This is a genomic window from Gilliamella sp. M0364, from assembly GCF_016100565.1.
GTDB classification, from domain to species: domain Bacteria; phylum Pseudomonadota; class Gammaproteobacteria; order Enterobacterales; family Orbaceae; genus Gilliamella; species Gilliamella apis.
The window spans coordinates 25030-46755 of sequence record NZ_JACFSF010000001.1; the positions used below are offsets into that span (position 1 = coordinate 25030).

A 21726-nucleotide genomic window follows, 5' to 3' on the forward strand; every position below is an offset into this window, starting at 1 on the left:
AAAAATGCGTGAACAGCTAAAATCTTTATGGCTTACTGAAACTATTCATTTAATTGAGTCACAATCTGGACGCTTTGCTGATCAAGATATTAATCGGCAAGTTAAAGCTATGCCAACCTCTTTGGTTAATCGTATTGTTACGCGAGCCACCTTATTATCTAAACAAAATGGTTTATATTTGGCACAAAAAGTAATGTTGCGCTCAATTAAACTGTCATTTTTGTTACTATTGTTTGTATCACTTTTTATCGGTAGCTCGCTGACATTTGGCGCGTTAAGTCAAAATCCAATCAATTTATATTGGGCGTTATTTAGTTTATTGGGTGTTCATTTTATTACGCTAATTGTCTGGCTTAGTTCATTGTTATTTTTTTCTCGCTTTGGTGGTAGTTTATTAATTCACGGTTGGTTATGGATAGCGGAAAAACTCTACCAAAAAAAGACTGTGCAACAACTTGTTCCTGCTTTTGTTTCATTATTTGGCTATCGAATTCGTTGGTTGCTAGGTTTTGTACTTAATTTGTTTTGGACAGTTATTTTAACTAGCGCTTTAATTGTTTTGTTAGTGCTTTTTGCTACCCAACATTATAGTTTTGAATGGAAAACAACTTTATTAAGTGCCGATTCAATTATTGAATTAACTCATTATCTAGGTTATTTGCCATCTTGGTTTGGATTTTCTATTCCAAAAGATGATGTGATTAAACTGAGTGAACATGCATTAAGTTCTGGTGATATTCGTTCTTCATGGGCGATATGGTTACTTGGCGTTTTTATTTTTTATGGCTTAACTGTTCGTTTACTTCTGATGATTTTTTGTGGTGTCACCTGGATGGTAACCAGTCGAAAAATTAAGTTAAATTTAGATGATCCTGATTATCAAATCCTCGCGCAACAATTACAACCATTAGTTACTAATGTAGAAGATGAAGATAAATTAGGTGAAAATAGATGGCAATTGCCGATTTCGCAAATTGAAGAAGGGCATGGTATCTATTTAGTGGCAGTGGATATCGTTGAAAGTTGGAAACCAACAACTACAGTTCCGTTCTATGGCTTTCTCAATACCCGTGAACAACGGGTTGCTTTATTGGACTACTTACAATTAAAACCGGCGAAAAAATTATTAATCGCCATCGATACGGATCGCGCCCCTGATCGTGGATTATTAAACTTCATTCAACAGCTAATTAATAAATCCCAGCAAACTCGGATATGGTTTATTAATCACGGAAAGCAATTTCATAATTGGCAATCGTTATCTTTACCATTAGCCGAACCTAATTGGTTAGAGCAGGATAATTAATATGATAACTTCATTGAAATTAGCAATAGTTGGCCATGCCAATTTTGGCAAAACTTCGCTTTTGCGAGCATTGTCGCACAATAGTCATTTTGGTGATGTTTCAGATAAACCGGGCACCACAAGACACGTTGAATCAATTAAATTGTCTTTGGCTAATAATACCGACATTACTTTTTATGATACTCCGGGTTTTGAAGATAGTTTGGCGCTTTATGATTATATAACACAAATTCTACCAGCAAATTCTAAGCTAGATGGTATCGATAAATTAACGACTTTTTTACAAAGTCCGGAGGCTGAAAAACTTTTTAATCAAGAAGCAAAAGTCATCAGACAAGTGTTAAATTGTGATGCAGCTATCTATGTCATTGATGTCCGAGAGCCTGTGCTACCTAAATATCACGATGAATTGGCCATTTTAGCAAATAGTGATAAACCTATTCTTGCTGTCCTTAATTTTACTTCAACCAAAGAAAAAAATGAAAAGGAATGGAAAAGATTGCTTTCAATAATAGGTATCCATGCTATCATTGGGTTCGACGCTGTATTTCCACCTATAGATGGTGAAGAAAAATTATACAAAAGTTTAGCTTTACTAATTGAATCAGCTAAAAAAATATTGGATAATTGGTTAGATAATATTACGAGGATTCGTGAATCACGTAATCATACAGCAAATAAGCTTATTGCCGAAGCATTGGTTGATGTGACTGCTTTTTATAAAATGGCAAAATCAGATGATAAGCAAGCTGTAACTGATATGCAAAATAAAGTTAGGTTACGTGAACAAAAAGTAATAAATGATCTATTGCAACTCTATCAATTTGATTCAACTCAAGAGAGTGAAGAAAATTTACCTTTAATTAAAGGTAGATATAACGCTGATTTGTTTAATTTAGATGCGTTGAAATTGATGGGTATACATTTGACTAAAGGATTTGTATCTGGTGCAACTATCGGAGCAAGTATTGATTTAGCTACTGGTGGATTATCCTTTGGTTCAGCTGCATTAATTGGTGCAGCCGTGGGTAGTTTGATGCAAACTGCAAAGCATTACGGTTCTAGAATGCGCTATCAGCTTTCTGGATACAGTAAATTAAGTGTTGATGATGTGATTATTTGTTTTCTTTCTTTACGATTAGTTCAACTTAAAGAGAGTTTAAATTATCGCAGCCATGCGAACACCAGCCCGATTAGATTATCTAAGCTAGATAAAAATGAGTGGCAAAAAGGTGTGTTACCTAAAAGTCTAAAGGTAGCAAGACGTTATTCGCATTGGTCGACTTTAAATAAAGGAACAAAAAGAAATGATAAAAAAAGGCAGTCGGTTATTAACCAAGTTGCGCAACAATTGCGGTAGTGTTAAAAAACGATGTTTAGTAATTTCGATTATTTTTTCTCTGTTTGTCTTGTTTGGTTGTAGTAGTAGTCAAGGTCAAGTAGCGGTAAATAAATCAGATCCAGTTATTTTGGCAAAAATCGATCAACATTATAAAAAATGGAAAAAAACGCCATATCGTTATGGTGGTACAACCTTAGCTGGTAGTGATTGTTCTGGTTTAGTTATGAATTTCTATAAAAATAGATTATCAAAAACTTTGCCAAGAAGTACTGTAGAACAAGCTAAACTAGGCTATAAAGTTACTACTCCTAAAGCGGGGGATTTAGTATTCTTTAAAACGGGTCGTAGTCGTAGCGGTTTACATGTTGGTATCTACTATGCAGATGGTAAGTTCCTACACGCTTCAACATCAAAAGGTGTTATTTTCTCTAATTTAAAAGAAGATTATTGGAAAAAACATTATTGGATGACTCGTCGGGTTATCGATACTAAAGTTAAGTAAAATTATAGACTCACTGATATGAACTAGACAGTGAGTCTTTAGCATTCCTTCCTCGGTTGTTTCAATTTTATATCAGTGAATTTTCCCTTAAACCATACAACACATTGGCAACATATAACATTTCACCAGGTGTTCCTAACGATATACGACACCAGTTGGTAGCTGTATTGATATTTAGTTCGAATTTGCACCACATTACGTCCATATTTAAGATCATTGCTAATATTAATGAATATACTAACAATGATCTTAATACCGCATAACTAAGGCTATTTTTGCCTGATAGTTATTTTGTGATTAACTATCTGCTGGCGTTTCAATATCAGAATAGGTTGCCAGCATTTGCAAGAATTTATATTTAGAATTTACCATTTTAGTTGATTGCGCATGTAAAGTATTGGCAATAACTGGTTCAAGTGTTTCTAAACGACGGAAACGTTGTTCTTTAAGTAAAACTTCCGTTAATGATTCACTGTTTGGTGCTTTAGAGTCTAACACTAAACCTGGTTTTCCTTCTTGCATACGACGCGGATCATAACGATATAATGGCCAGAAACCTGATTTAACTAAATCTTTCATCTGTTCATGAGATTTAGATAAATCGTAACCATGTTCTTCACAAGGGCTATAAGCAATAACCAGAGAAGGGCCATTATAAGCTTCAGCTTCTTGTAATGCTTTAAGTGTTTGGTTCAATTGCGATCCTAAAGCAACTTGGGCGACATAAACGTGACCATACATCATTACACTGACCCCAAGATCTTTACGAGCTTTATGTTTACCTAAATCAGCAAATTTGGAAACTGCACCCATTGGTGTTGCTTTCGATTGCTGTCCGCCAGTATTAGAGTAGCATTGGGTATCAAGCACTAAGATGTTAACGTTTTCGGTTAAACTCATTACATGATCGAGTCCACCAAAGCCAATATCATAAGCCCAACCATCACCACCAATAGCCCATACTGATTTATCAATCAAATAATTAGCATCTTGCATTAACTCTTTAGCTTCAGCTGAAGTTAAATGCGCTAATTGTTGTCGTAATAAATTAACTTGAGTTCGTTTTTCATCAATAGATAAATCTGGTGATTGTAAATTGATAACAATCTCTGGTGAAACTTCACCAGCAACATGCTCAAGCAAACGTAATGCTCGTTTTTTATGTTGATCATAAGTAATACGATAACCAAGTGCAAATTCGGCATTATCTTCAAATAATGAATTTGCCCAAGCTGGTCCACGGCCATTGCGATCGGTTGTATATGGGGATGATGGTAAATTACCACCATAAATTGACGAGCAACCAGTTGCATTAGCAATAGCGAGATGATCACCATATAATTGAGTTAGTAGTTTGATGTATGGTGTTTCACCACAACCAGCACAAGCACCAGAATATTCAAATAACGGTGTTAATAGTTGTGATGTACGTACATCAATTCGTTCTAGTGTTTTGATTTCCCGATCAGGAAGGTCGGTGAAATAATTATAATTAGCACGCTGAGTTTCTAGATTGTCAATTCGTGAACGCATGTTAATGGCTTTAACATCAAAGTTATTACGGTCACGTGAAGGACAAACTTCAACACATAAATTACATCCGGTACAATCTTCAGGCGCAACTTGTAAAACATAACGTTGACCTTTCATATCTCGAGCTTTTACTTCAAGTGAGCTTAGTGATTCTGGTGCATTGAGCATATCATCTGGTTCAACAACTTTTGCTCGAATGGCTGCATGCGGACAAGCAACTGCACAATGGTTACATTGAGTACAAAGTTCAGGTTGCCAAATTGGTATTTCTTCAGCAATATTACGTTTTTCCCATTTGGTGGTGCCAACAGGCCATGTTCCATCGGGAGGAAAAGCTGAAACAGGTAAACTATCACCTAAGCCAGCTAACATAGTTGCAGTGACCATTTTAACAAAATCAGGGGCATTGCTTGGCACAACTGGCGGACGTGATGGACTACTTTCATTCACGCAACTTAATGGAATTTTCTCAAGCGATGCAATGGCTAAATCAAGTGCTTTCCAGTTATTTTCAACAATATCTTGTCCTTTACTGCTGTAACTTTTGGCAATAACTTCTTTTAGCTGTGAAATGCTAAAGTCATTTTTAAATATTTCTGATAAATGGAAGAATGCAGCTTGCATTACGGTATTAATTCTTGCCCCTAAATTACATTCTCGAGCAATTTTAGCTGCATTAATAATATAAAAATGTGCTCTTTTCTTAATTAGTTGAATTTGCACTTCTTTAGGTAATCTATGCCAAATTTCATCCTTACTATAAGGTGTATTCAGCAAGAAAATACCATCATCTTTTAATCTTTCAACTATTTGATATTTGTCGATAAACTGATCTTGATGACAACCGATAAAATGGGCACTAGTTATCAAATATGGTGAATCTATTGGTTCAAGGTTAACTCGAAGGTGAGAAGTGGTTAAACCACCGGCTTTTTTCGAATCGTAAACAAAATAACCCTGTACATAAAATGGTGAACTATCACCAATGATTTTGATATTATTTTTGGTCGCTGAAACCGTACCATCACTGCCTAAACCATAAAATAGTGCTTCAAGTGCTGATTTTTGTGGGATGGATTTTTCTGGTAATGGTAGTGACAAGCCGGTTATATCGTCATAAATACCTACTGTAAAGCGAGGTTTAGGTTTCTCTGTTGTTAATTCGTTAAATATCGCTAATACACAGCGAGGATCGAACTCTTTCGATGATAAACCATAACGACCACCAATAATTTGTGGTAAATGGTCACGTTCGCCACGTGAAAAACTCTCAGCAAAGGCTGTCATTACATCTAGGTAAAGAGGTTCAGCTTGTGCGCCGGGCTCTTTGGTACGATCTAGCACTGCGATTTTTTTCACAGTTTGCGGAATAACGTCAAGTAGATGAGTTGCTGAAAATGGTCGGAATAATCTTACGATAACGACACCAACTTTTTCGTCATTTTTAAGCAGATGATCGACAACTTCCTTCGTGGTGCTGACACCGGAACCCATAATGACAATGATACGCTCAGCATCTTTTGCGCCATAATATTCGAAAGGTTGATACTTTCTACCGGTCTCTTTTTCAAAGGCTTGCATAGCATCAACAACATGATTGAAAGTATTCTCATAATATGGATTAATTGCTTCACGGCATTGGAAGTAGGTATCAGGATTAGCTGATGTACCACGAATGACTGGATTATCTGGTGTTAAGGCACGGCGACGAAAAGCATCAATAGCTTGATTGGGAAGCAAATTACGAATCTGCTCATCACTGATTGGATAAATTTTATTTACTTCGTGTGAAGTTCTAAAACCATCAAAAAAGTGAATAAATGGTACTCTACTATTGAGTGTCGCTATTTGTGCGATTAAGGCTAAATCTTGGGCTTCTTGTACCGAGCTAGAACACAGCATGGCAAAACCAGTTTGCCTAACTGACATAACATCAGAATGATCGCCAAAAATAGATAAGGCATGAGTTGCAACAGTACGGGCGGCAACATGTAATACAAATGGTGTTAATTCCCCAGCTATTTTATATAGCGAAGGAATCATTAATAACAGACCTTGCGATGAAGTAAATGATGTTGCTAATGCCCCAGTCATTAATGCACCGTGTACCGTTGATATTGCTCCCGCTTCCGATTGCATTTCAACAACTTTCGGTGTATCACCAAAAACATTGGGTTTATTGAACTCCGCCCACGTGCTGGCTTGTTCAGCCATAGATGAACTTGGAGTTATTGGATAAATAGCAATGACTTCGTTTGCACGATATGCGACAGATGACACCGCACTATTAGCATCTGATATGATCATTAAAAAACCTTGTATCTTAGAGTATTATGACATTACTTAGTTATAATAATTTTGCTTATTGTACCAGAAACTAAGATAGCTTTTAGTTATTTTTAAGTTAAATTTTTGCCTAACTATACGTTTTTAGTAAAAATAAAAAAGGCAGGGGATTAGTATATTAAAACATAAGGCAGATATTGCAGATTGATACTAAAAGGAATTTTTTTGAGGGTTTTTATATCAATAATTTTTGTCCAGTAATATTGACTGATTAGTTACTATTACTAGACAAAAATTGATATCGTATATATTACTGAATAACAACTCGTTCAGTTGATGAAGAGTGTTTTATTTCGCCAAGTAACCAAGCTTTTTCACCATGCTGGTTAAGTAAATTAATGGCTTGTTCAGCTAATTGTTTTGGTAAAGCGATGATTAAACCTACTCCACAATTGAAAGTACGGTACATTTCATGACGGCTTACATTGCCTGCTTGTTGCAACCAATTAAAGATGGCCGGCCATTGCCAACTAGATTCATCAATAACAGCTTGAGTATTATCAGGTAAAACTCGTGGAATGTTTTCCCAAAAACCACCGCCAGTAATGTGTGCAATAGCATGAACATCAATTTTCGAAATCAAATCAAGCACTGATTTTACATAAATCTTAGTTGGCGCAAGTAAATGATCTGCTAATGGTTTTCCGTCTAATTGTTCTGTTGCGGGGTTAACACCACTAACTTCAATAATTTTACGTACTAGTGAATAACCATTTGAATGCGCACCGCTTGATGCAAGGGCAATTAAAGCATCACCATCTTGTACTTTACTACCATCAATCATTTCTGATTTTTCAACTACACCAACACAAAAACCTGCTAAGTCATAATCATCACCATGATACATACCTGGCATTTCTGCTGTTTCACCACCAACTAATGCACATCCGGATTGTTTACAGCCTTCCGCAATACCCGTAACAACTGTCGCTGCAACATCAACATTTAATTTGCCAGTAGCATAATAGTCGAGGAAAAATAAAGGCTCAGCTCCTTGAACAATCAAATCATTAACGCACATAGCAACCAAATCAATACCAATTGATTCATGACGATTTAAATCCATTGCAAGGCGCAATTTTGTGCCAACACCATCAGTACCTGAAACTAAAATAGGTTGTTTATATTTTTCTGGAATTGCACATAATGCACCAAAACCACCAAGTCCACCCATAACTTCAGGACGTTTGGTCTCTTTAACGACAGATTTAATACGATCAACCAATTCATTGCCAGCATCGATATCAACACCAGCATCTTTATAGCTAAGAGATTTATTATTTGACACGGGGAGCAGTCCTTTCAATAGAAAAAATTGCTTGTTATTTTAGCAAGGATGAAATTTATTGGCGACTAATTATTGTTAAAATAATCTTTTGATTATCTAGATTCACAATTTTCGAACCAACTTTCTAAAATAATAATTGCCGAAGTTGCATCGACATGACCTTTTTCAAGGGCACGGTAGCCACGTGAAGCAAAAATATGTGATTTTGCCTCAACGGTTGATAAACGTTCATCTTGTAAATGAACTTGATAGCCAAACATTCCATGCAAACGGTTAGCAAATTTGCGTGCTCTTGCGGTTAATGGTTGTTCTGTACCATCCATATTTAGTGGTAATCCTACCACTAAATAATCAGGTTGCCATTCATTGAGTACTTTCTCTATTGACTGCCAATTAGGAATGCCATCTCGAGCTTTGAATGAACAAAGTGAATTTGCGGTCTTAGTTATATCTTGACCGATAGCTGCGCCGATGCTCGCTGTACCAAAATCAAATGCAATAATGGTAGCCATAACTTACGCGGTGCCCATTTGATGTGAAATTGTTTTAATATTAATGCCCAATGATTCAGCCGCTTTCTGCCAACGATCTTCAATAGCTACCTCGAAGATAATTGCAGGATCAACATCGGTAACTAACCAATCATTTTTTGCTACTTCACTTTCAAGTTGTAATGATTGCCAGCTTGAATAACCTAATGCTAAGAAAAGATCTCTTGGTTGTTCTGGAGTACCAATAGACTTTAATGCATCAAGAGAAGTGGTAACCATGATATCATCAGAGATTTGTATACTTGAAGCAAACCCTTGATGAGGTGTATGGAGAATAAATCCTTGCTCTTCAGCAAGCGGACCGCCACAAAACACAAGGTGTTCAAGTTCAGCACAGCTTTTTGAGGCGGTTATCTCTAAACGGGATAATACTGTTTCTATGTTAAGATCTACAATGGGTTTATTAATAATAATCCCCATAGCACCATCACGATTATGTTCACAAATATATACTACTGAACGACTAAAAATTGAGTCATTAACAGTTGGCATGGCTATAATAAAATGATTTTTTAAATTCATATGCTCACATTGTCGTTAAATTTATAATGCACATTTCCCAATTTTGACTTTATGTTCAACATTACAGCGCATTAATATTTCAGGATGATTGGTTTCTTCATTAATTGATTCACCAACAATTGCAAAATTTTGTGATAAATAAAAGTTAATTGCATCACTATTTTGTTTGTAAACATGTACCATTAATTCATTATGACGCTGTTTGGCTTTTTCAACTAATGCTGATCCGGTACCTTGATGACGAAAATTCTTTTCAACATATAAACCTGAGATATAGTTTTCCGTCAAGCCAATAAAACCAACAACAACGCCGTTGATATCTTGAACATATATTGTTGACATTGGGATCAACATCTTCACTAAATCAAAGTTTTGTTTAAAAAACTCAGGATCGATAAAATTATGTGCTTGTTCATTACCTTGCAGCCAAATTGTCATTATGGCATCTAAATCTTTTGCTTGATATTCTCTAATCATTTTTAACTCTTTATATTTAATCTTGATTCAATCGCATCCATTAATAAACCTGTGATTGATAAATCTGGGTTAGCTGCTTCAATTTCTCGAACGCAAGTCGGGCTGGTAACGTTAATTTCGGTTAGTTTGTCACCAATAATATCAAGTCCTACAAATAGTAGTCCTTTTTGTTGCAAAACAGGGCCGATACTGTTAGCGATTTGCCAATCACTATCACTTAATGGCCTAACTTCACCATGTCCACCAGCGGCTAAGTTTCCTCGTGTTTCCCCTTGTTGTGGAATTCGTGCTAAGCAGTAAGGCACGGGTACACCGTCGACAACTAAAACCCGTTTATCGCCATCTTTAATTGCGGGAATAAATGTTTGCGCCATGCAATAACGGGTATTATGTTCAGTAAGTGTCTCAATAATCACCGAAACATTAGGATCATCTTGTTTCATGCGAAAAATTGACGAACCACCCATGCCATCTAGTGGTTTTAAAATGATGTCATGATATTGTTGATGAAAAGCTTTGATTTGTGATGTCTGACGAGTAACTAAGGTTTCAGGTGTAAAGTCAGCAAACCAAGCCGTAAATAATTTTTCGTTACAGTCGCGTAGACTTTGAGGTTTATTTACTACCAATACTCCTTTCTCTTCCGCACGCTCTAATATATAGGTTGCATAGATAAATTCAGTATCAAAAGGCGGATCTTTGCGCATTAATATTACATCAAGTTCACTTAATGCTATAGTCTGTTCGTCTCCAAAATCAAACCAATGTTCACTATTGTTATGAACTGTTAATGTACGTGTCGTGGCACTAGCTTCTCCATTGCGTAAAAACAGATCATTCATCTCCATATAATAAAGTTGATAGCCGCGTTTTTGTGCTTCAAGTAGCATCGCAAAACTGGTATCTTTTTTTAATTTGATATGGCTAATGGGGTCCATAACAATACCAAGTTTGATCATGGTAACTCCTTACTGATTATATTTGATTTTACTGAATTCGGTGTTGATGATTTGCTGCTGCTCTACCTATTTAATAATTTAGATAAAATCAAGGTAGAAAGAGGTATTAGCAATAATAATCGAATTTTTAACTATCATACCCGTTACCGATTAATAAGCAAAGCAATCATTTATTAACTTATTTATTTCTTGTGACTAACCTAAATCACCGAAACGAACTTGAAGCGCTGTTATTGCAGTTAACGCCGCTGTTTCAGTACGTAATACTCTCGGCCCGAGCAAAATATCAGTAAACTGATATTGATGAGTCATGCTAATTTCTTCATTAGATAGACCACCTTCCGGCCCAATTAATAAACTAATATTGTTATTATCACACGGTAATTGGTTTATTCCTTGTTCGGCTTTAGGGTGTAAGTTAAGTTTTAAACTATCGGTTAAATTTGCACACCAAGTTTCTAATTTCATTACTGGATTGATGCTTGGGATGATATTTCGTCCACATTGTTCACAAGCCGAAATAACAATTTTTTGCCATTGTTGAACTTTCTTTTCAAGCCTATCTTGATCGAGTTTGACGCCACAACGTTCTGAAAGTAGGGGGGTAATGGTATTAACACCTAATTCTACCGATTTTTGAATAGTAAACTCCATTTTATCACCCCGAGAAATCACTTGCCCTAAATGAATGTTTAATGGTGATTCTCGATTATCTAATACACTGTTTGTTGTTTTTACAATAACCGTTTTTTTATTAACTTCATGTATAACGGCAGGCGTAATTTGGTTGGAACCATCAAAAAGCGTAATTGATTCCCCGGTTTTCATTCTTAATACTCGAATAAGGTGATTGAAAGCATTATCATCTAAAGTGATCAAACTATTTTGATTAATTGTGTAAGGCTGAAAAATTCGCGTCATATAAACTATTATTTACTATTATTTAAAATAAATTATAGCGTAATTTATTAAGATTCGGTAATCTCTATTTTAAACAATATCTATATCTGGAATAGAATATGACCTCAACAATTAAAGATAGAGTATTCATTGAATCACTAACGGTTTATACCACAATTGGTGTTTATGATTGGGAAAAAACGATTAAACAAAAGTTAGTTCTTGATCTCGAAATGGCATGGGATAATCAACCTGCCGGACAAAGTGATGATGTGAAATTTTGTTTAGACTATTTTGTTGTGTCGCAATCAATAACGTCATTTATTGAACAAAATAAATTTGAATTGATTGAAACCGTAGCTGAACGTGTTGCAATGTTAGTCATTGAGAAATTCTCGGTACAATGGTTAAAAATAAAAGTGTCAAAACCTGATGCTATTGCTAATGCTGGTAACGTTGCGGTACTAATAGAACGCAGAGCCAAATAACTACAATTAGATATCCCTTAATGAGTAAAGCGAACAAAATAATATGTGATCAGTCACATCATAAAAAGAAAGGTTTTGATAATACTGAACCTTTTTCAATTAAATTAACTGATGCTTTGCGTTGGCGACTGCAACGTAAAGTTTTACCACCACAAGGTGGATATCAAGCATTCACACAAAATTGGTTTAGTCCAATTGATATTAGCTTAAGCGGTGATAGAGTTTGGTGGATCGGACATTCTACTACCTTGATAAAGCTTAATGAACAATGGATATTAACCGATCCAGTGTTTTCTAACCGAGTATCGCCGGTGCAATTTATTGGGCCAAAACGACGAACAAAACCAGCAATTACCATTGATAAATTACCGTCAATTAATGTGGTGGTAATCTCTCATAGCCATTATGATCATCTTGATTTTAATAGTATCCGCCAACTTATCATGCGGTATCCGCAACTTACTATTCTGGTTCCCTTAGGACTTAAAAGTAAATTATTAAAATGGGAGGCCAAGCAAGTTATTGAGTTAGATTGGTGGCAGTCAACTAATGTTAATGGAATTACCTTTACTGCTACACCGGCAAAGCATTGGAGTAATCGAGGTGCGTTTGATGTGAATAAAGCATTATGGTGTGGATGGGTTATGCAGACAGATATTGATAAACCACTATCGACTAAAACTGTCTACTTTATGGGGGATACCGGTTATTGTGCAAGCTTAAAGAAAATAGCTGATAAATTTAAGCAGATAGATCTTGCTTTGATACCAATTGGTGCTTATGCACCCCGTTGGTTTATGCAATCGCAGCATATAGATCCACAACAAGCTTTACAACTTTATGATGAATTAAATTGTCAGTCAGCTATTGCGATCCATTGGGGAGCTTTTGAATTGGCAGATGAACCATTAGATGAGCCACCAACATTATTAAACTCATTAAAGGGAGATAGATCTTTTCATATATTAAAAATAGGTGATAGCTTAGCTATCAATCAGCTTAATAATGAACTAAAATAATTAACAATAATAATTTAAACTACATTTTGATATTTGCGAGGGAAATATGATGAAATCAGTAATTATTGCATTAACTTGTCTAACGTTTAGTTTAGCTTTAACTGCTTGTGGCGGTAAAAATGATGAAGGTAAACAATATCATTGGTCACAAGCACATGGAGTTCTTGAAGATTGCCGTGGAGTAATGAATAAATCAGAGCAATGTCAAAAAAATTCTAATAATCAACAATATTTATTTCAAATTGATAGGTATTAACTTATATGAGTGCTTGGCTTATTTATGCATTATTATCGGCGATTACTGCGGCTTGTGTGGCAATCCTCGGTAAAATAGGTTTACAACATCTTGACGCTAATACTGCGACAGCAATTAGAGCTATAGTTATGGCTATTTTTCTAGTTGGTGTAGTTGTTGTTCAAGGAAAACTGAATTTAATTAATACTTTTTTTAATGACAAAAAAGCATTACTTATTATTGCATTGAGTGGCGTAGCTGGCGCATTATCGTGGCTATTTTACTTTATGGCAATAAAAGAAGGTAAAGTATCACAAGTCGCCCCAATTGATAAACTTAGTGTCGTTTTTGCGGTAATTTTTGCAACTATTATATTTGGCGAAAAAATTTCATTTCTTTCTGCTATAGGCGTTGCCATGATAGCTGCTGGGGCGGTATTAGTTGCACTATTTTAATAGTGTATTAAACGGTTCAACAGTTACCCATTCACCTTTAGTTACATTGCCTCTATCTTTTTCAAGCAAGATAAAGCAGTTAGCATGATTAAACGATTGTGTGAGATGGGAGCCTTGTTGCCCAGTTGAAACAACCTCCAACTCACCATTAGTTGAAATTTGCAATACACCACGTTGAAAATCTAATCTACCGATACTTTTTTTCAGATTTGTTGCTGTTTTTACTTTAAATGATAACTCAGCTTCGGTTAAATTTTGTCCAGAAAGGGCTAAAATTAATGGTTGAACTAATTGATAAAAAGTGACAAGAGATGAAACTGGATTACCCGGCAATCCGCAAAATAGCGCATTACCTATATTGCCAAAGGCAAACGGTTTTCCAGGTTTTATGGCAATTTTCCAGAAGTTAACTTTACCCAGTTCTTCTAGTGCCATTTTAGTATAATCAGCATCCCCGACTGAAACTCCACCACTACTAATAACCAAATCAGCCTGTTTAGATGCGATTTCGAGTGTTTGCTTAATTTTGCTCGGATCATCGACAATTATCCCTAAATCAATTATTTCACAGTTTAATTTGCTCAATAATAATTTGAGGGTGAATCGGTTACTATCATAAATAGCACTATTATTTGCTAATCGGCTACCAATTTCAGTTAATTCATTACCGGTGGAAAATATTGCAACTTTTAACTTTTGATAGACAGTTAACTCTGCAATCCCAAGTGTTGCTAAACTTGATAAAATCGGAATAGTTAACCGAGTGCCTTTTTCGACAATAACTGCACCTTGTTTAGCATCTTCACCTATATAACGAATATTACTAGCTGGTTTTATTTGCTGTAAAAATTTAATTCCTGATTCAGTTTGTTCTGTCTCTTCTTGCATCACAACAGCACTAGCTTCGTTAGGAACCGGTGCACCAGTCATAATTCGTAAGCAACTACCTTTAGGCCAATTTAGTGAAGAAATATCGTCACCTGCATAAATTACTCCAGCTAATGGTAATAACTTCGATTGATTGATATCAGATAATCTTAGCGCATAACCATCCATCGCCGAATTATTAAAGCTAGGTACATTAATTGGAGAAATAACCGGTTCAGCAGTGATTCGATCTAAGCCATCAAATAATGCAACTTTTTCCATTAACGGTTTATGATTATTTGTTGCAACTTCAAGTATATTTTTTTTGGCTTGTTCAAAGGTTAATAACATAAATGAAGCTCCTTATAATCGATTTTCCGTGGTGTTAGACAAGTAGTTAATTGAGAGCAGATAATCTATTGAGTTATATAAATATATGATAATGATGCCGCAATACACGGCATCAACAAAGATTAAACATTAAATAAGAAATTCATAATATCGCCATCTTGCACGATATAATCTTTCCCTTCAGAGCGCATTTTGCCTGCTTCTTTAGCACCTTGTTCGCCACCATATTTAATGAAGTCATCAAAAGCAATGGTTTGTGCTCGAATAAAGCCTTTTTCGAAATCGGTATGAATTTTACCTGCAGCTTGTGGCGCAGTATCTCCAACTGAAATTGTCCATGCACGAACTTCTTTAACACCAGCAGTAAAGTAAGTTTGCAGATTAAGTAAACTATAACCGGCACGAATTACTCTATTTAGGCCAGGTTCAGTTAAACCAAGGTCTTGCATAAATTCATCGCGATCAGCGTCATCGAGTTCAGCAAGTTCAGCTTCAATTGCGGCACAGACAGGTACAACGACAGCTTTTTCTTGCTCAGCAATGGCTTTCACTTTTTCTAAATATGGATTGTTTTCAAAACCATCTTCATTAACATTAGCAATATACATTGTTGGTTTTAGGGTTAAAAAGCTTAGATATTTAATTGCATCTAATTCTTCTTTACTAAAATCGAGTAGTAATAATTTTTTACCTTGTTCAAGATGAGGTAAACACTTATCTAAAATTTCCAGTTCGTACTTGGCGTCTTTATCGCCACCTTTAGCACGTTTTTGTAAACGGGTAATGGCTCTTTCACAAGCCTCAAGATCAGCTAACGCAAGTTCAGTATTAATGATTTCAATATCTTCAGCTGGATCGATTTTACCTGCAACGTGCACAATATTTTCATTTTCGAAACAACGAACAACGTGACCAATCGCTTCTGTTTCACGAATATTGGCTAAAAATTGATTACCTAGTCCTTCACCTTTAGATGCACCTTTAACTAGCCCCGCAATATCAACAAATTCCATTGTGGTTGGTAAAGTGCGTTGTGGTTTAACAATTTCCGCAAGTTGATCTAAACGCGGATCAGGCATTGGCACTACACCTGTGTTTGGTTCAATCGTACAAAACGGAAAGTTAGCAGCCTCTATTCCAGCTTTGGTTAGTGCATTAAAAAGCGTTGATTTGCCTACATTTGGTAGTCCGACAATACCACATTTAAATCCCATACTGTTTATTACCTTGTGTTATAAAAATCTTAAAAATAGGGGGCAATTATATACTAAATTAGGCTAATTATGCTAATGTTGATACTGTTCTAAAATATTCAACAAAACTAGCGTGTTAAGTTTTGGAACTGAAAATTTGCTATTCTTATCTTTATAATTAACTATTAATTAACTGTTTGTCTAATTTTCCAATGATAAGCCGATTTGATACAATTGGTTTTTCTTCAGTCCATACATCTCTGCAGTAATTGCTGCTGCTTTTTTTAATGGTAACTCTTTAATCAATAAGTTTAAGGTATTAATCACTTTGGCATCAATAGCATTATCAGTTTTGCTATGTCCTTCAACGATTAGAACAAATTCGCCTTTTTGACGAGTACTATCTTCTTGTAACCAGCGAATTAACTCATTTACCGGATAGCTGACAATGGTTTCCCATGTTTTAGTGAGTTCTTTGGCCAGAACAATATGTTTATCGCTACCCCAAACCGTCTGCATATCTTTTAATGTATCTAAAAGTCGATGGGTAGATTCATAAAAAATCATTGTTCGACTCTCTTCGCATAAAGTAGACAAATAATCTTGGCGTGCTTTGGTTTTTGCCGGTAAAAAACCCTCATAACAGAATTTGTCTGAAGGTAATCCCGCTACTGATAATGCGGCTATAGCCGCACATGCACCAGGGATGGGAACGACATTAATATTATTTTCTCGACACGCTTTGACTAAGTGATAACCAGGATCATTAATTAACGGTGTTCCTGCATCTGATATTAATGCAATTGATAACCCGGATTTTAATTTTTCGATCAAAACGTGTGCTTTTTCTTGTTCATTGTGATCGTGTAAAGCAAAAAGTTTAGCTTTAATACCTAAATGTTGTAATAGTAGTCCACTGTGTCTAGTATCTTCAGCCGCAATAAGATCAACACTTTTAAGTGTATTAATGGCTCTTAGTGTAATATCATCTAAATTGCCAATGGGTGTTGCAACAATATATAAAGTCATTCTATTTTGATCACTGTAAATTTTGTAGTAAGGCATTAAATATACTATACCAAACCTTGTTTTATTGTATATACTCATTATCATGAAATTAGTATTAATCATTATCGGCCAAAAATATGGCTGAAATGCTTTTTTGTGCTAATGATATTTATTCGGTCGTATAAGCGGTTAGTTAGAATACGATAGTTATTTGGAAATACTGCGAATAATTAGCCATCAAATGAGATGAATTTATAGCTTTTACTCAAGAATTGTACATTTTTGCCAGTGATTTTATTGATTTACTTTACAAGTAATTAATATAATAGCTTTTTGTTGTAAAAACGATAAAATGTGCATAACAAAATAATATAAATTAATGAAAGGTGTTATTGTGAAAAAAATTCTCACATTAAGTTGTTTAAGTTTGATGATCTCCGCATGTACACAAACTAATCCAGCTGAAATTGAAGATATTTCTGACTCTTCCAGTCGTTCTAGCTCGTCGGTATATTCAAAACCACCGACAAATATTTCTACTGGTTCACGTTCTTCGTCACAAATTTATTCATCATCAACACCAGTATCTCACTCGACAGTAACATCCAATAGCAATAGAGATAGTCAAAGTGTGGTTACCTCTAATGAGCGCATTGTTTATAATCGTAACTACAATGATATTCCTAAAGGTGGTTATCAAGGCGATACCTATACTGTTAAACGAGGTGATACACTTTTTTATATTGCGTGGGTAACGGGTAATGATTATCGTGCCTTGGCTGCTAAAAATAACATTAAAGAACCATTCGCGGTAAATGTTGGTCAAGTGTTAGATGTCAGTGGTGGTACAACGGTGGTTGAAACTAAAAAAACCACTTCTACAGCGCAAGTTGTTGCAGCTGGTAATTATGGTTCAGCGACTAATACCACTACCAAAACTAAACCAGTTGTAACCACAGTTACAACAACTACAACCACAACCTCGGGTAAAGATAAACCAACCAATACGATTCAAACTACAGAAACGGTAACTGAACCTGTTGATACCACAGCCACAGAGCCAACCAAGTTACCAACCACATCTAACGTAGCTAATATTGTATGGCAATGGCCTGCACAAGGTAAAATCATTGAAAAATTTTCTAATGCTAGCAAAGGGATTGATATTTCAGGTACTTTAGGTACCAAAGTCGTTGCCGCTGCTAACGGTCGAGTGGTTTATTCAGGGAATGCCTTACCGGGCTATGGTAATTTAATTATTATAAAACATAACGATGACTATTTAACCGCGTATGCACATAACCAAACTATTTTAGTTAAAGAACAACAAAATGTTCGTGCTGGTGAACAAATTGCAACGATGGGAGCAACAGGAACTTCATCAGTAAGATTACATTTTGAAATTCGTTATAAAGCACAATCAGTCGATCCATTAAAATACTTATCAACAAATTAATCAGTATTTTAAAGTGATATAGAGGTTTATAACCAATTAATAAGTAATAACACACTAATTAATCATGTGTTTTAGTGCAAACCAATTTGATTTAACCATTTTATTTTACGTAACTAAGGAGTTATATTTATGGCAGTAAAAAAATTAGTTCTTATTCGTCACGGAGAAAGCGTGTGGAATCAAGAAAACCGTTTTTGTGGTTGGACTGATGTTGATTTATCTGACAAAGGTAATAAAGAAGCTGCAGAAGCAGGTCAATTGCTAAAACAAGAAGGTTTCGAATTTGATTATGCATATACTTCTGTTTTAAAACGTGCAATTCACACATTATGGCACGTTTTAGATGCAGTTGATCAAGCATGGTTACCGGTTGAAAAAAGCTGGAAATTAAATGAACGTCATTATGGTGCGCTACAAGGTCTAAATAAAGCTGAAACTGCTGCTAAATATGGTGATGAGCAAGTTAAATTATGGCGTCGTGGTTTTGCAATTACTCCTCCAGCACTTGAAAAATCAGATGAACGCTTCCCTGGTCATGATTCACGTTATAGCAAATTACCTGAATCAGAATTACCTTTAACTGAAAGCTTAGCTTTAACGATTAAACGTGTGCTTCCTTATTGGGAATCAACTATAGCTCCACGTGTTGCTAAAGGTGAACGTGTAATTATCGCAGCTCACGGTAACTCACTTCGTGCGCTAGTTAAACATTTAGATAACATCAGTGATGATGATATTATCGATCTAAACATCCCAACTGGTGTACCATTAGTTTATGAATTCGATGACAACATGAAAGTTGTTAAACACTATTACTTAGGTAATGCTGATGAAATCGCCGCTAAACAAGCAGCGGTAGCTAACCAAGGTAAAGCAAAATAGTATTAATCAATCAAAAGGTAAGTTAAACAACTTACCTTTATTTCCTAATTTAGGAAATAAATATTTAACTTTTTGAGACGCTGATTTTGTCAAAAATTTATTATATTTATGGCGTAATGAACGCTGGAAAATCTACCGAATTACTGCAAATCGACCATAATTACTTAAGTAATAACATGCAAACACTATTGCTTAAATCTTCGGTCGATACTCGAGATTCTGCTGTTGAGATTGTATCTCGACTTGGCTTACGTAAAAAAGCATTACAACTTGACGATAACACAGTGGATGGCATAATTGAGCATATCAAACAAAATAATTACGCATGTATTTTAATTGATGAAAGTCAGTTTTTATCATCTAATACCATCTGGAAATTATCTGATGTTTGTGATGAATATGGTGTTCCTATGATGTTTTTTGGATTAAAAACAGACTATATGGGGCATTTATTTGAAGGTTCGAAAACCTTATTAGAAATTGCTGACAATTATAGGGAACTTAAAACTGTTTGTTGGTGTGGTAAAAAAGCTACCATGATCCTTTTAGAAGGTGAAAATGGGCAAATAGTCAAATTTGGAAATTCTATACATCTTGGTGACAGTGAGTATCATTCTGTTTGTCGAAAACACTGGAAAGCAGGACAAGTAAGACCAAATCATTAAATTTACTTGTGCATTTTTATAGATAGTATACTATCGGAAAAAAATACTCATATTATGATGTGCAAAAATATTAAATTATTATAAGGAATTAATCTCATGAAAATTAAACATACATCATTAGCTATATTACTCGGTTTAGTTTCATATTCCGCCAGTGCAAAAGATTTTTTAGTCACTGATGATGAAAAAAACCTTCAAAAAGGCAATTGGTATATTACAAACAAAGATGTTAGTCCTGATGCACCTCCTTTTACTGTTCAAAATCTAATTCTCAAAGGTGGTAAGCAAGAAGGTTCTGAACTATTAACTGTTAAAAGTGAAGGCTTAACGATTAGCTTAAGTCCAACACGTGGTTTAGGTATCGTAAAAGTTGAGGGAGATGGGATTCGTTTAGGTTGGGATTCACCAGTTAAAGAGGTTGTTAATCCTAAATATATGAATTTAGAAAGCCGTGGTGGTCTTGGTTGGCTAGATGGCTTTAACGAAATGATGGTTCGCTGTGGCTTTGAATGGACCGGTCACGCTGTACAAGCTGATGGTATGATGTATACACTTCATGGTCGTGCACAAAATACTCCTGTATCGAAATTATATGTTGAAGTTGAAGATCAAGCTCCTTATACGATTACGATCAAAGGGCTAATTAAAGAAAATACTTTCAAAAAGAGCAATTTTGAAACTTGGGTTGCCATCCAACATGTTCCTGGTAGCAAAGAATTTACCGTACATGATATCCTAACTAATTTAAGCGATTATGATCGTGATTATCAAATTATTTATCACAGTAATTTTGGTACGCCAATTTTAGAACAAGGAGCTAAATTTGTTGCTCCAGTTAAAGAAATCTCACCTTTCAATGAATACGCTGCAACTGGTCTTAAAAATTGGCAAACTTATCTAGGACCAACTAAAGACTTTGATGAAATGGTGTATAACATTTTCCCTTATTCAGATGCAAATAATCAAACTCAAGTTATGTTGACCAACAATGCAAGTGATAAAGGGGTAGGGATTGCTTTTAATACTCAGCAATTACCTGTGCTAACACTATGGAAAAATACTGATACAGTTAAACAAGGTTATGTGACTGGTATTGAACCAGGAACAAGTTTTGCTTATCCAGTTACAATTGAACGTGAACAAAAACGCGTACGTAAATTAGAAGCCGGAAAAAGCACAGAATTTGTTTTAACTTATAGCCTATTGTCAAACAAAGAAGACGTAGCAAACTATGATGCTAAAATAAAAGCCATCCAAGGAAGTCAAAAAACCAAAGTTGTTGAAGAACCTATGGCAAAAGAGTAAGTCATTCATAAATACCGCTAACATTTTGGTTAGCGGTATTCACTTCTCTCTATCTGAAAAGATATTTTAACCATCC

General features: G+C 35.3%; 21 protein-coding genes. 11 read left to right on the forward strand and 10 right to left on the reverse strand.

All coding sequences use genetic code 11. From position 1 onward, the window contains the following. Positions 1-4 precede the first annotated feature (4 nt). Genes H3U96_RS00125 through H3U96_RS00135 form a run of 3 tightly spaced genes read left to right on the forward strand, consistent with a single transcriptional unit; the run spans position 5 to position 3150 of the window. The gene (locus H3U96_RS00125) at positions 5-1306 is read left to right on the forward strand and encodes a DUF2868 domain-containing protein (RefSeq protein ID WP_198195239.1); all 1302 of its coding nucleotides are present in this window, start codon (positions 5-7) and stop codon (positions 1304-1306) included. A gap of 1 nt (position 1307) precedes the next feature. After that, positions 1308-2666, forward strand: coding sequence for a DUF3482 domain-containing protein (locus H3U96_RS00130; RefSeq protein WP_198195240.1), 1359 nt, complete (start codon positions 1308-1310; stop codon positions 2664-2666). Beyond that, positions 2614-3150 (forward strand): C40 family peptidase, encoded by a 537-nt coding sequence (locus tag H3U96_RS00135; protein ID WP_081298901.1) that lies wholly within the window; start codon positions 2614-2616, stop codon positions 3148-3150. Before H3U96_RS00130 ends, H3U96_RS00135 begins: the two co-directional genes overlap by 53 nt. A gap of 297 nt (positions 3151-3447) precedes the next feature. Here H3U96_RS00135 and nifJ read toward each other — a convergent pair whose 3' ends face one another. The 7 genes from nifJ to rsmE form a co-directional block, all read right to left on the reverse strand. Next, positions 3448-6990, reverse strand: coding sequence for a pyruvate:ferredoxin (flavodoxin) oxidoreductase (gene nifJ, locus H3U96_RS00140; RefSeq protein ID WP_198195241.1), 3543 nt, complete (start codon positions 6988-6990; stop codon positions 3448-3450). A 289-nt stretch (positions 6991-7279) separates the two neighbouring features. Then, complete coding sequence (purM, locus tag H3U96_RS00145; protein WP_034902236.1) at positions 7280-8317, reverse strand: phosphoribosylformylglycinamidine cyclo-ligase; 1038 nt, start codon at positions 8315-8317, stop codon at positions 7280-7282. A gap of 92 nt (positions 8318-8409) precedes the next feature. Then, positions 8410-8829: a Holliday junction resolvase RuvX gene (gene ruvX, locus H3U96_RS00150; protein WP_034902234.1), complete on the reverse strand. Its 420-nt coding sequence runs from the start codon at positions 8827-8829 to the stop codon at positions 8410-8412. A gap of 3 nt (positions 8830-8832) precedes the next feature. Further along, positions 8833-9390: a YqgE/AlgH family protein gene (locus H3U96_RS00155; protein ID WP_034902232.1), complete on the reverse strand. Its 558-nt coding sequence runs from the start codon at positions 9388-9390 to the stop codon at positions 8833-8835. Between the two features lie 21 nt (positions 9391-9411). Then, positions 9412-9867, reverse strand: coding sequence for a GNAT family N-acetyltransferase (locus tag H3U96_RS00160; protein WP_065578960.1), 456 nt, complete (start codon positions 9865-9867; stop codon positions 9412-9414). Between the two features lie 2 nt (positions 9868-9869). Next, positions 9870-10826: a glutathione synthase gene (gene gshB, locus H3U96_RS00165; RefSeq protein WP_198195242.1), complete on the reverse strand. Its 957-nt coding sequence runs from the start codon at positions 10824-10826 to the stop codon at positions 9870-9872. 195 nt (positions 10827-11021) lie between these two features. Beyond that, complete coding sequence (gene rsmE / locus H3U96_RS00170) at positions 11022-11747, reverse strand: 16S rRNA (uracil(1498)-N(3))-methyltransferase (RefSeq protein WP_198195243.1); 726 nt, start codon at positions 11745-11747, stop codon at positions 11022-11024. Positions 11748-11845: 98 nt separating this feature from the next. Here rsmE and folB point away from each other — a divergent pair, with 98 nt between their 5' ends. Genes folB through H3U96_RS00190 form a run of 4 tightly spaced genes read left to right on the forward strand, consistent with a single transcriptional unit; the run spans position 11846 to position 13923 of the window. Next, complete coding sequence (folB, locus tag H3U96_RS00175; RefSeq protein ID WP_198195244.1) at positions 11846-12214, forward strand: dihydroneopterin aldolase; 369 nt, start codon at positions 11846-11848, stop codon at positions 12212-12214. Positions 12215-12234: 20 nt separating this feature from the next. Then, a complete protein-coding gene (locus H3U96_RS00180; RefSeq protein WP_198195245.1) occupies positions 12235-13233 on the forward strand; it encodes an MBL fold metallo-hydrolase in 999 nt (332 codons plus the stop codon). 46 nt (positions 13234-13279) lie between these two features. Further along, a complete protein-coding gene (locus tag H3U96_RS00185; protein WP_198195246.1) occupies positions 13280-13489 on the forward strand; it encodes a hypothetical protein in 210 nt (69 codons plus the stop codon). Positions 13490-13494: 5 nt separating this feature from the next. Then, a complete protein-coding gene (locus H3U96_RS00190) occupies positions 13495-13923 on the forward strand; it encodes an EamA family transporter (protein ID WP_065614206.1) in 429 nt (142 codons plus the stop codon). On the opposite strand, the gene moeA is transcribed toward H3U96_RS00190, so the two are convergent. The 3 genes from moeA to rsmI all read right to left on the reverse strand — a co-directional run bounded on the left by moeA (position 13915) and on the right by rsmI (position 17399). Next, on the reverse strand, positions 13915-15141 hold the full coding sequence (gene moeA, locus H3U96_RS00195; RefSeq protein WP_198195247.1) for a molybdopterin molybdotransferase MoeA: 1227 nt from the start codon (positions 15139-15141) through the stop codon (positions 13915-13917). The two genes, H3U96_RS00190 and moeA, sit on opposite strands and share 9 nt — an antisense overlap. Before the next feature lie 122 nt (positions 15142-15263). Next, positions 15264-16355, reverse strand: coding sequence for a redox-regulated ATPase YchF (gene ychF, locus H3U96_RS00200; protein WP_034902214.1), 1092 nt, complete (start codon positions 16353-16355; stop codon positions 15264-15266). Positions 16356-16535: 180 nt separating this feature from the next. Next, positions 16536-17399 (reverse strand): 16S rRNA (cytidine(1402)-2'-O)-methyltransferase, encoded by an 864-nt coding sequence (rsmI, locus tag H3U96_RS00205; RefSeq protein WP_232347700.1) that lies wholly within the window; start codon positions 17397-17399, stop codon positions 16536-16538. 322 nt (positions 17400-17721) lie between these two features. On the opposite strand from rsmI, the gene nlpD reads away from it, so the two are divergent. The 4 genes from nlpD to H3U96_RS00225 all read left to right on the forward strand — a co-directional run bounded on the left by nlpD (position 17722) and on the right by H3U96_RS00225 (position 21650). Beyond that, positions 17722-18798 carry a murein hydrolase activator NlpD gene (gene nlpD, locus H3U96_RS00210; protein ID WP_255545794.1) on the forward strand — a complete coding sequence of 359 codons (1077 nt, stop codon included), beginning with the start codon at positions 17722-17724 and terminating at the stop codon, positions 18796-18798. A 129-nt stretch (positions 18799-18927) separates the two neighbouring features. Further along, positions 18928-19680 (forward strand): 2,3-diphosphoglycerate-dependent phosphoglycerate mutase, encoded by a 753-nt coding sequence (gene gpmA, locus H3U96_RS00215; RefSeq protein ID WP_034902210.1) that lies wholly within the window; start codon positions 18928-18930, stop codon positions 19678-19680. Between the two features lie 86 nt (positions 19681-19766). Continuing rightward, positions 19767-20345 carry a thymidine kinase gene (locus H3U96_RS00220; RefSeq protein ID WP_034902208.1) on the forward strand — a complete coding sequence of 193 codons (579 nt, stop codon included), beginning with the start codon at positions 19767-19769 and terminating at the stop codon, positions 20343-20345. Positions 20346-20441: 96 nt separating this feature from the next. Continuing rightward, a complete protein-coding gene (locus tag H3U96_RS00225) occupies positions 20442-21650 on the forward strand; it encodes an aldose 1-epimerase family protein (protein WP_198195249.1) in 1209 nt (402 codons plus the stop codon). Positions 21651-21726: the final 76 nt, after the last annotated feature.

Excerpts from the sequence above, each read along its gene's own strand:
- nlpD (WP_255545794.1), top strand. The coding sequence starts at position 17,722 with ATGAAAGGTGTTATTGTGAAAAAAATTCTCACATTAAGTTGTTTAAGT.
- ychF (WP_034902214.1), bottom strand. The coding sequence starts at position 16,355 with ATGGGATTTAAATGTGGTATTGTCGGACTACCAAATGTAGGCAAATCA.
- H3U96_RS00125 (WP_198195239.1), top strand. The coding sequence starts at position 5 with ATGCGTGAACAGCTAAAATCTTTATGGCTTACTGAAACTATTCATTTA.
- rsmE (WP_198195243.1), bottom strand. The coding sequence starts at position 11,747 with ATGACGCGAATTTTTCAGCCTTACACAATTAATCAAAATAGTTTGATC.
- H3U96_RS00180 (WP_198195245.1), top strand. The coding sequence starts at position 12,235 with ATGAGTAAAGCGAACAAAATAATATGTGATCAGTCACATCATAAAAAG.
- rsmI (WP_232347700.1), bottom strand. The coding sequence starts at position 17,399 with ATGCCTTACTACAAAATTTACAGTGATCAAAATAGAATGACTTTATAT.
- moeA (WP_198195247.1), bottom strand. The coding sequence starts at position 15,141 with ATGTTATTAACCTTTGAACAAGCCAAAAAAAATATACTTGAAGTTGCA.
- nifJ (WP_198195241.1), bottom strand. The coding sequence starts at position 6,990 with ATGATCATATCAGATGCTAATAGTGCGGTGTCATCTGTCGCATATCGT.
- H3U96_RS00160 (WP_065578960.1), bottom strand. The coding sequence starts at position 9,867 with ATGATTAGAGAATATCAAGCAAAAGATTTAGATGCCATAATGACAATT.
- gshB (WP_198195242.1), bottom strand. The coding sequence starts at position 10,826 with ATGATCAAACTTGGTATTGTTATGGACCCCATTAGCCATATCAAATTA.
- H3U96_RS00130 (WP_198195240.1), top strand. The coding sequence starts at position 1,308 with ATGATAACTTCATTGAAATTAGCAATAGTTGGCCATGCCAATTTTGGC.
- H3U96_RS00190 (WP_065614206.1), top strand. The coding sequence starts at position 13,495 with ATGAGTGCTTGGCTTATTTATGCATTATTATCGGCGATTACTGCGGCT.
- H3U96_RS00225 (WP_198195249.1), top strand. The coding sequence starts at position 20,442 with ATGAAAATTAAACATACATCATTAGCTATATTACTCGGTTTAGTTTCA.
- H3U96_RS00185 (WP_198195246.1), top strand. The coding sequence starts at position 13,280 with ATGATGAAATCAGTAATTATTGCATTAACTTGTCTAACGTTTAGTTTA.
- folB (WP_198195244.1), top strand. The coding sequence starts at position 11,846 with ATGACCTCAACAATTAAAGATAGAGTATTCATTGAATCACTAACGGTT.
- ruvX (WP_034902234.1), bottom strand. The coding sequence starts at position 8,829 with ATGGCTACCATTATTGCATTTGATTTTGGTACAGCGAGCATCGGCGCA.
- gpmA (WP_034902210.1), top strand. The coding sequence starts at position 18,928 with ATGGCAGTAAAAAAATTAGTTCTTATTCGTCACGGAGAAAGCGTGTGG.
- H3U96_RS00155 (WP_034902232.1), bottom strand. The coding sequence starts at position 9,390 with ATGAATTTAAAAAATCATTTTATTATAGCCATGCCAACTGTTAATGAC.
- H3U96_RS00135 (WP_081298901.1), top strand. The coding sequence starts at position 2,614 with ATGATAAAAAAAGGCAGTCGGTTATTAACCAAGTTGCGCAACAATTGC.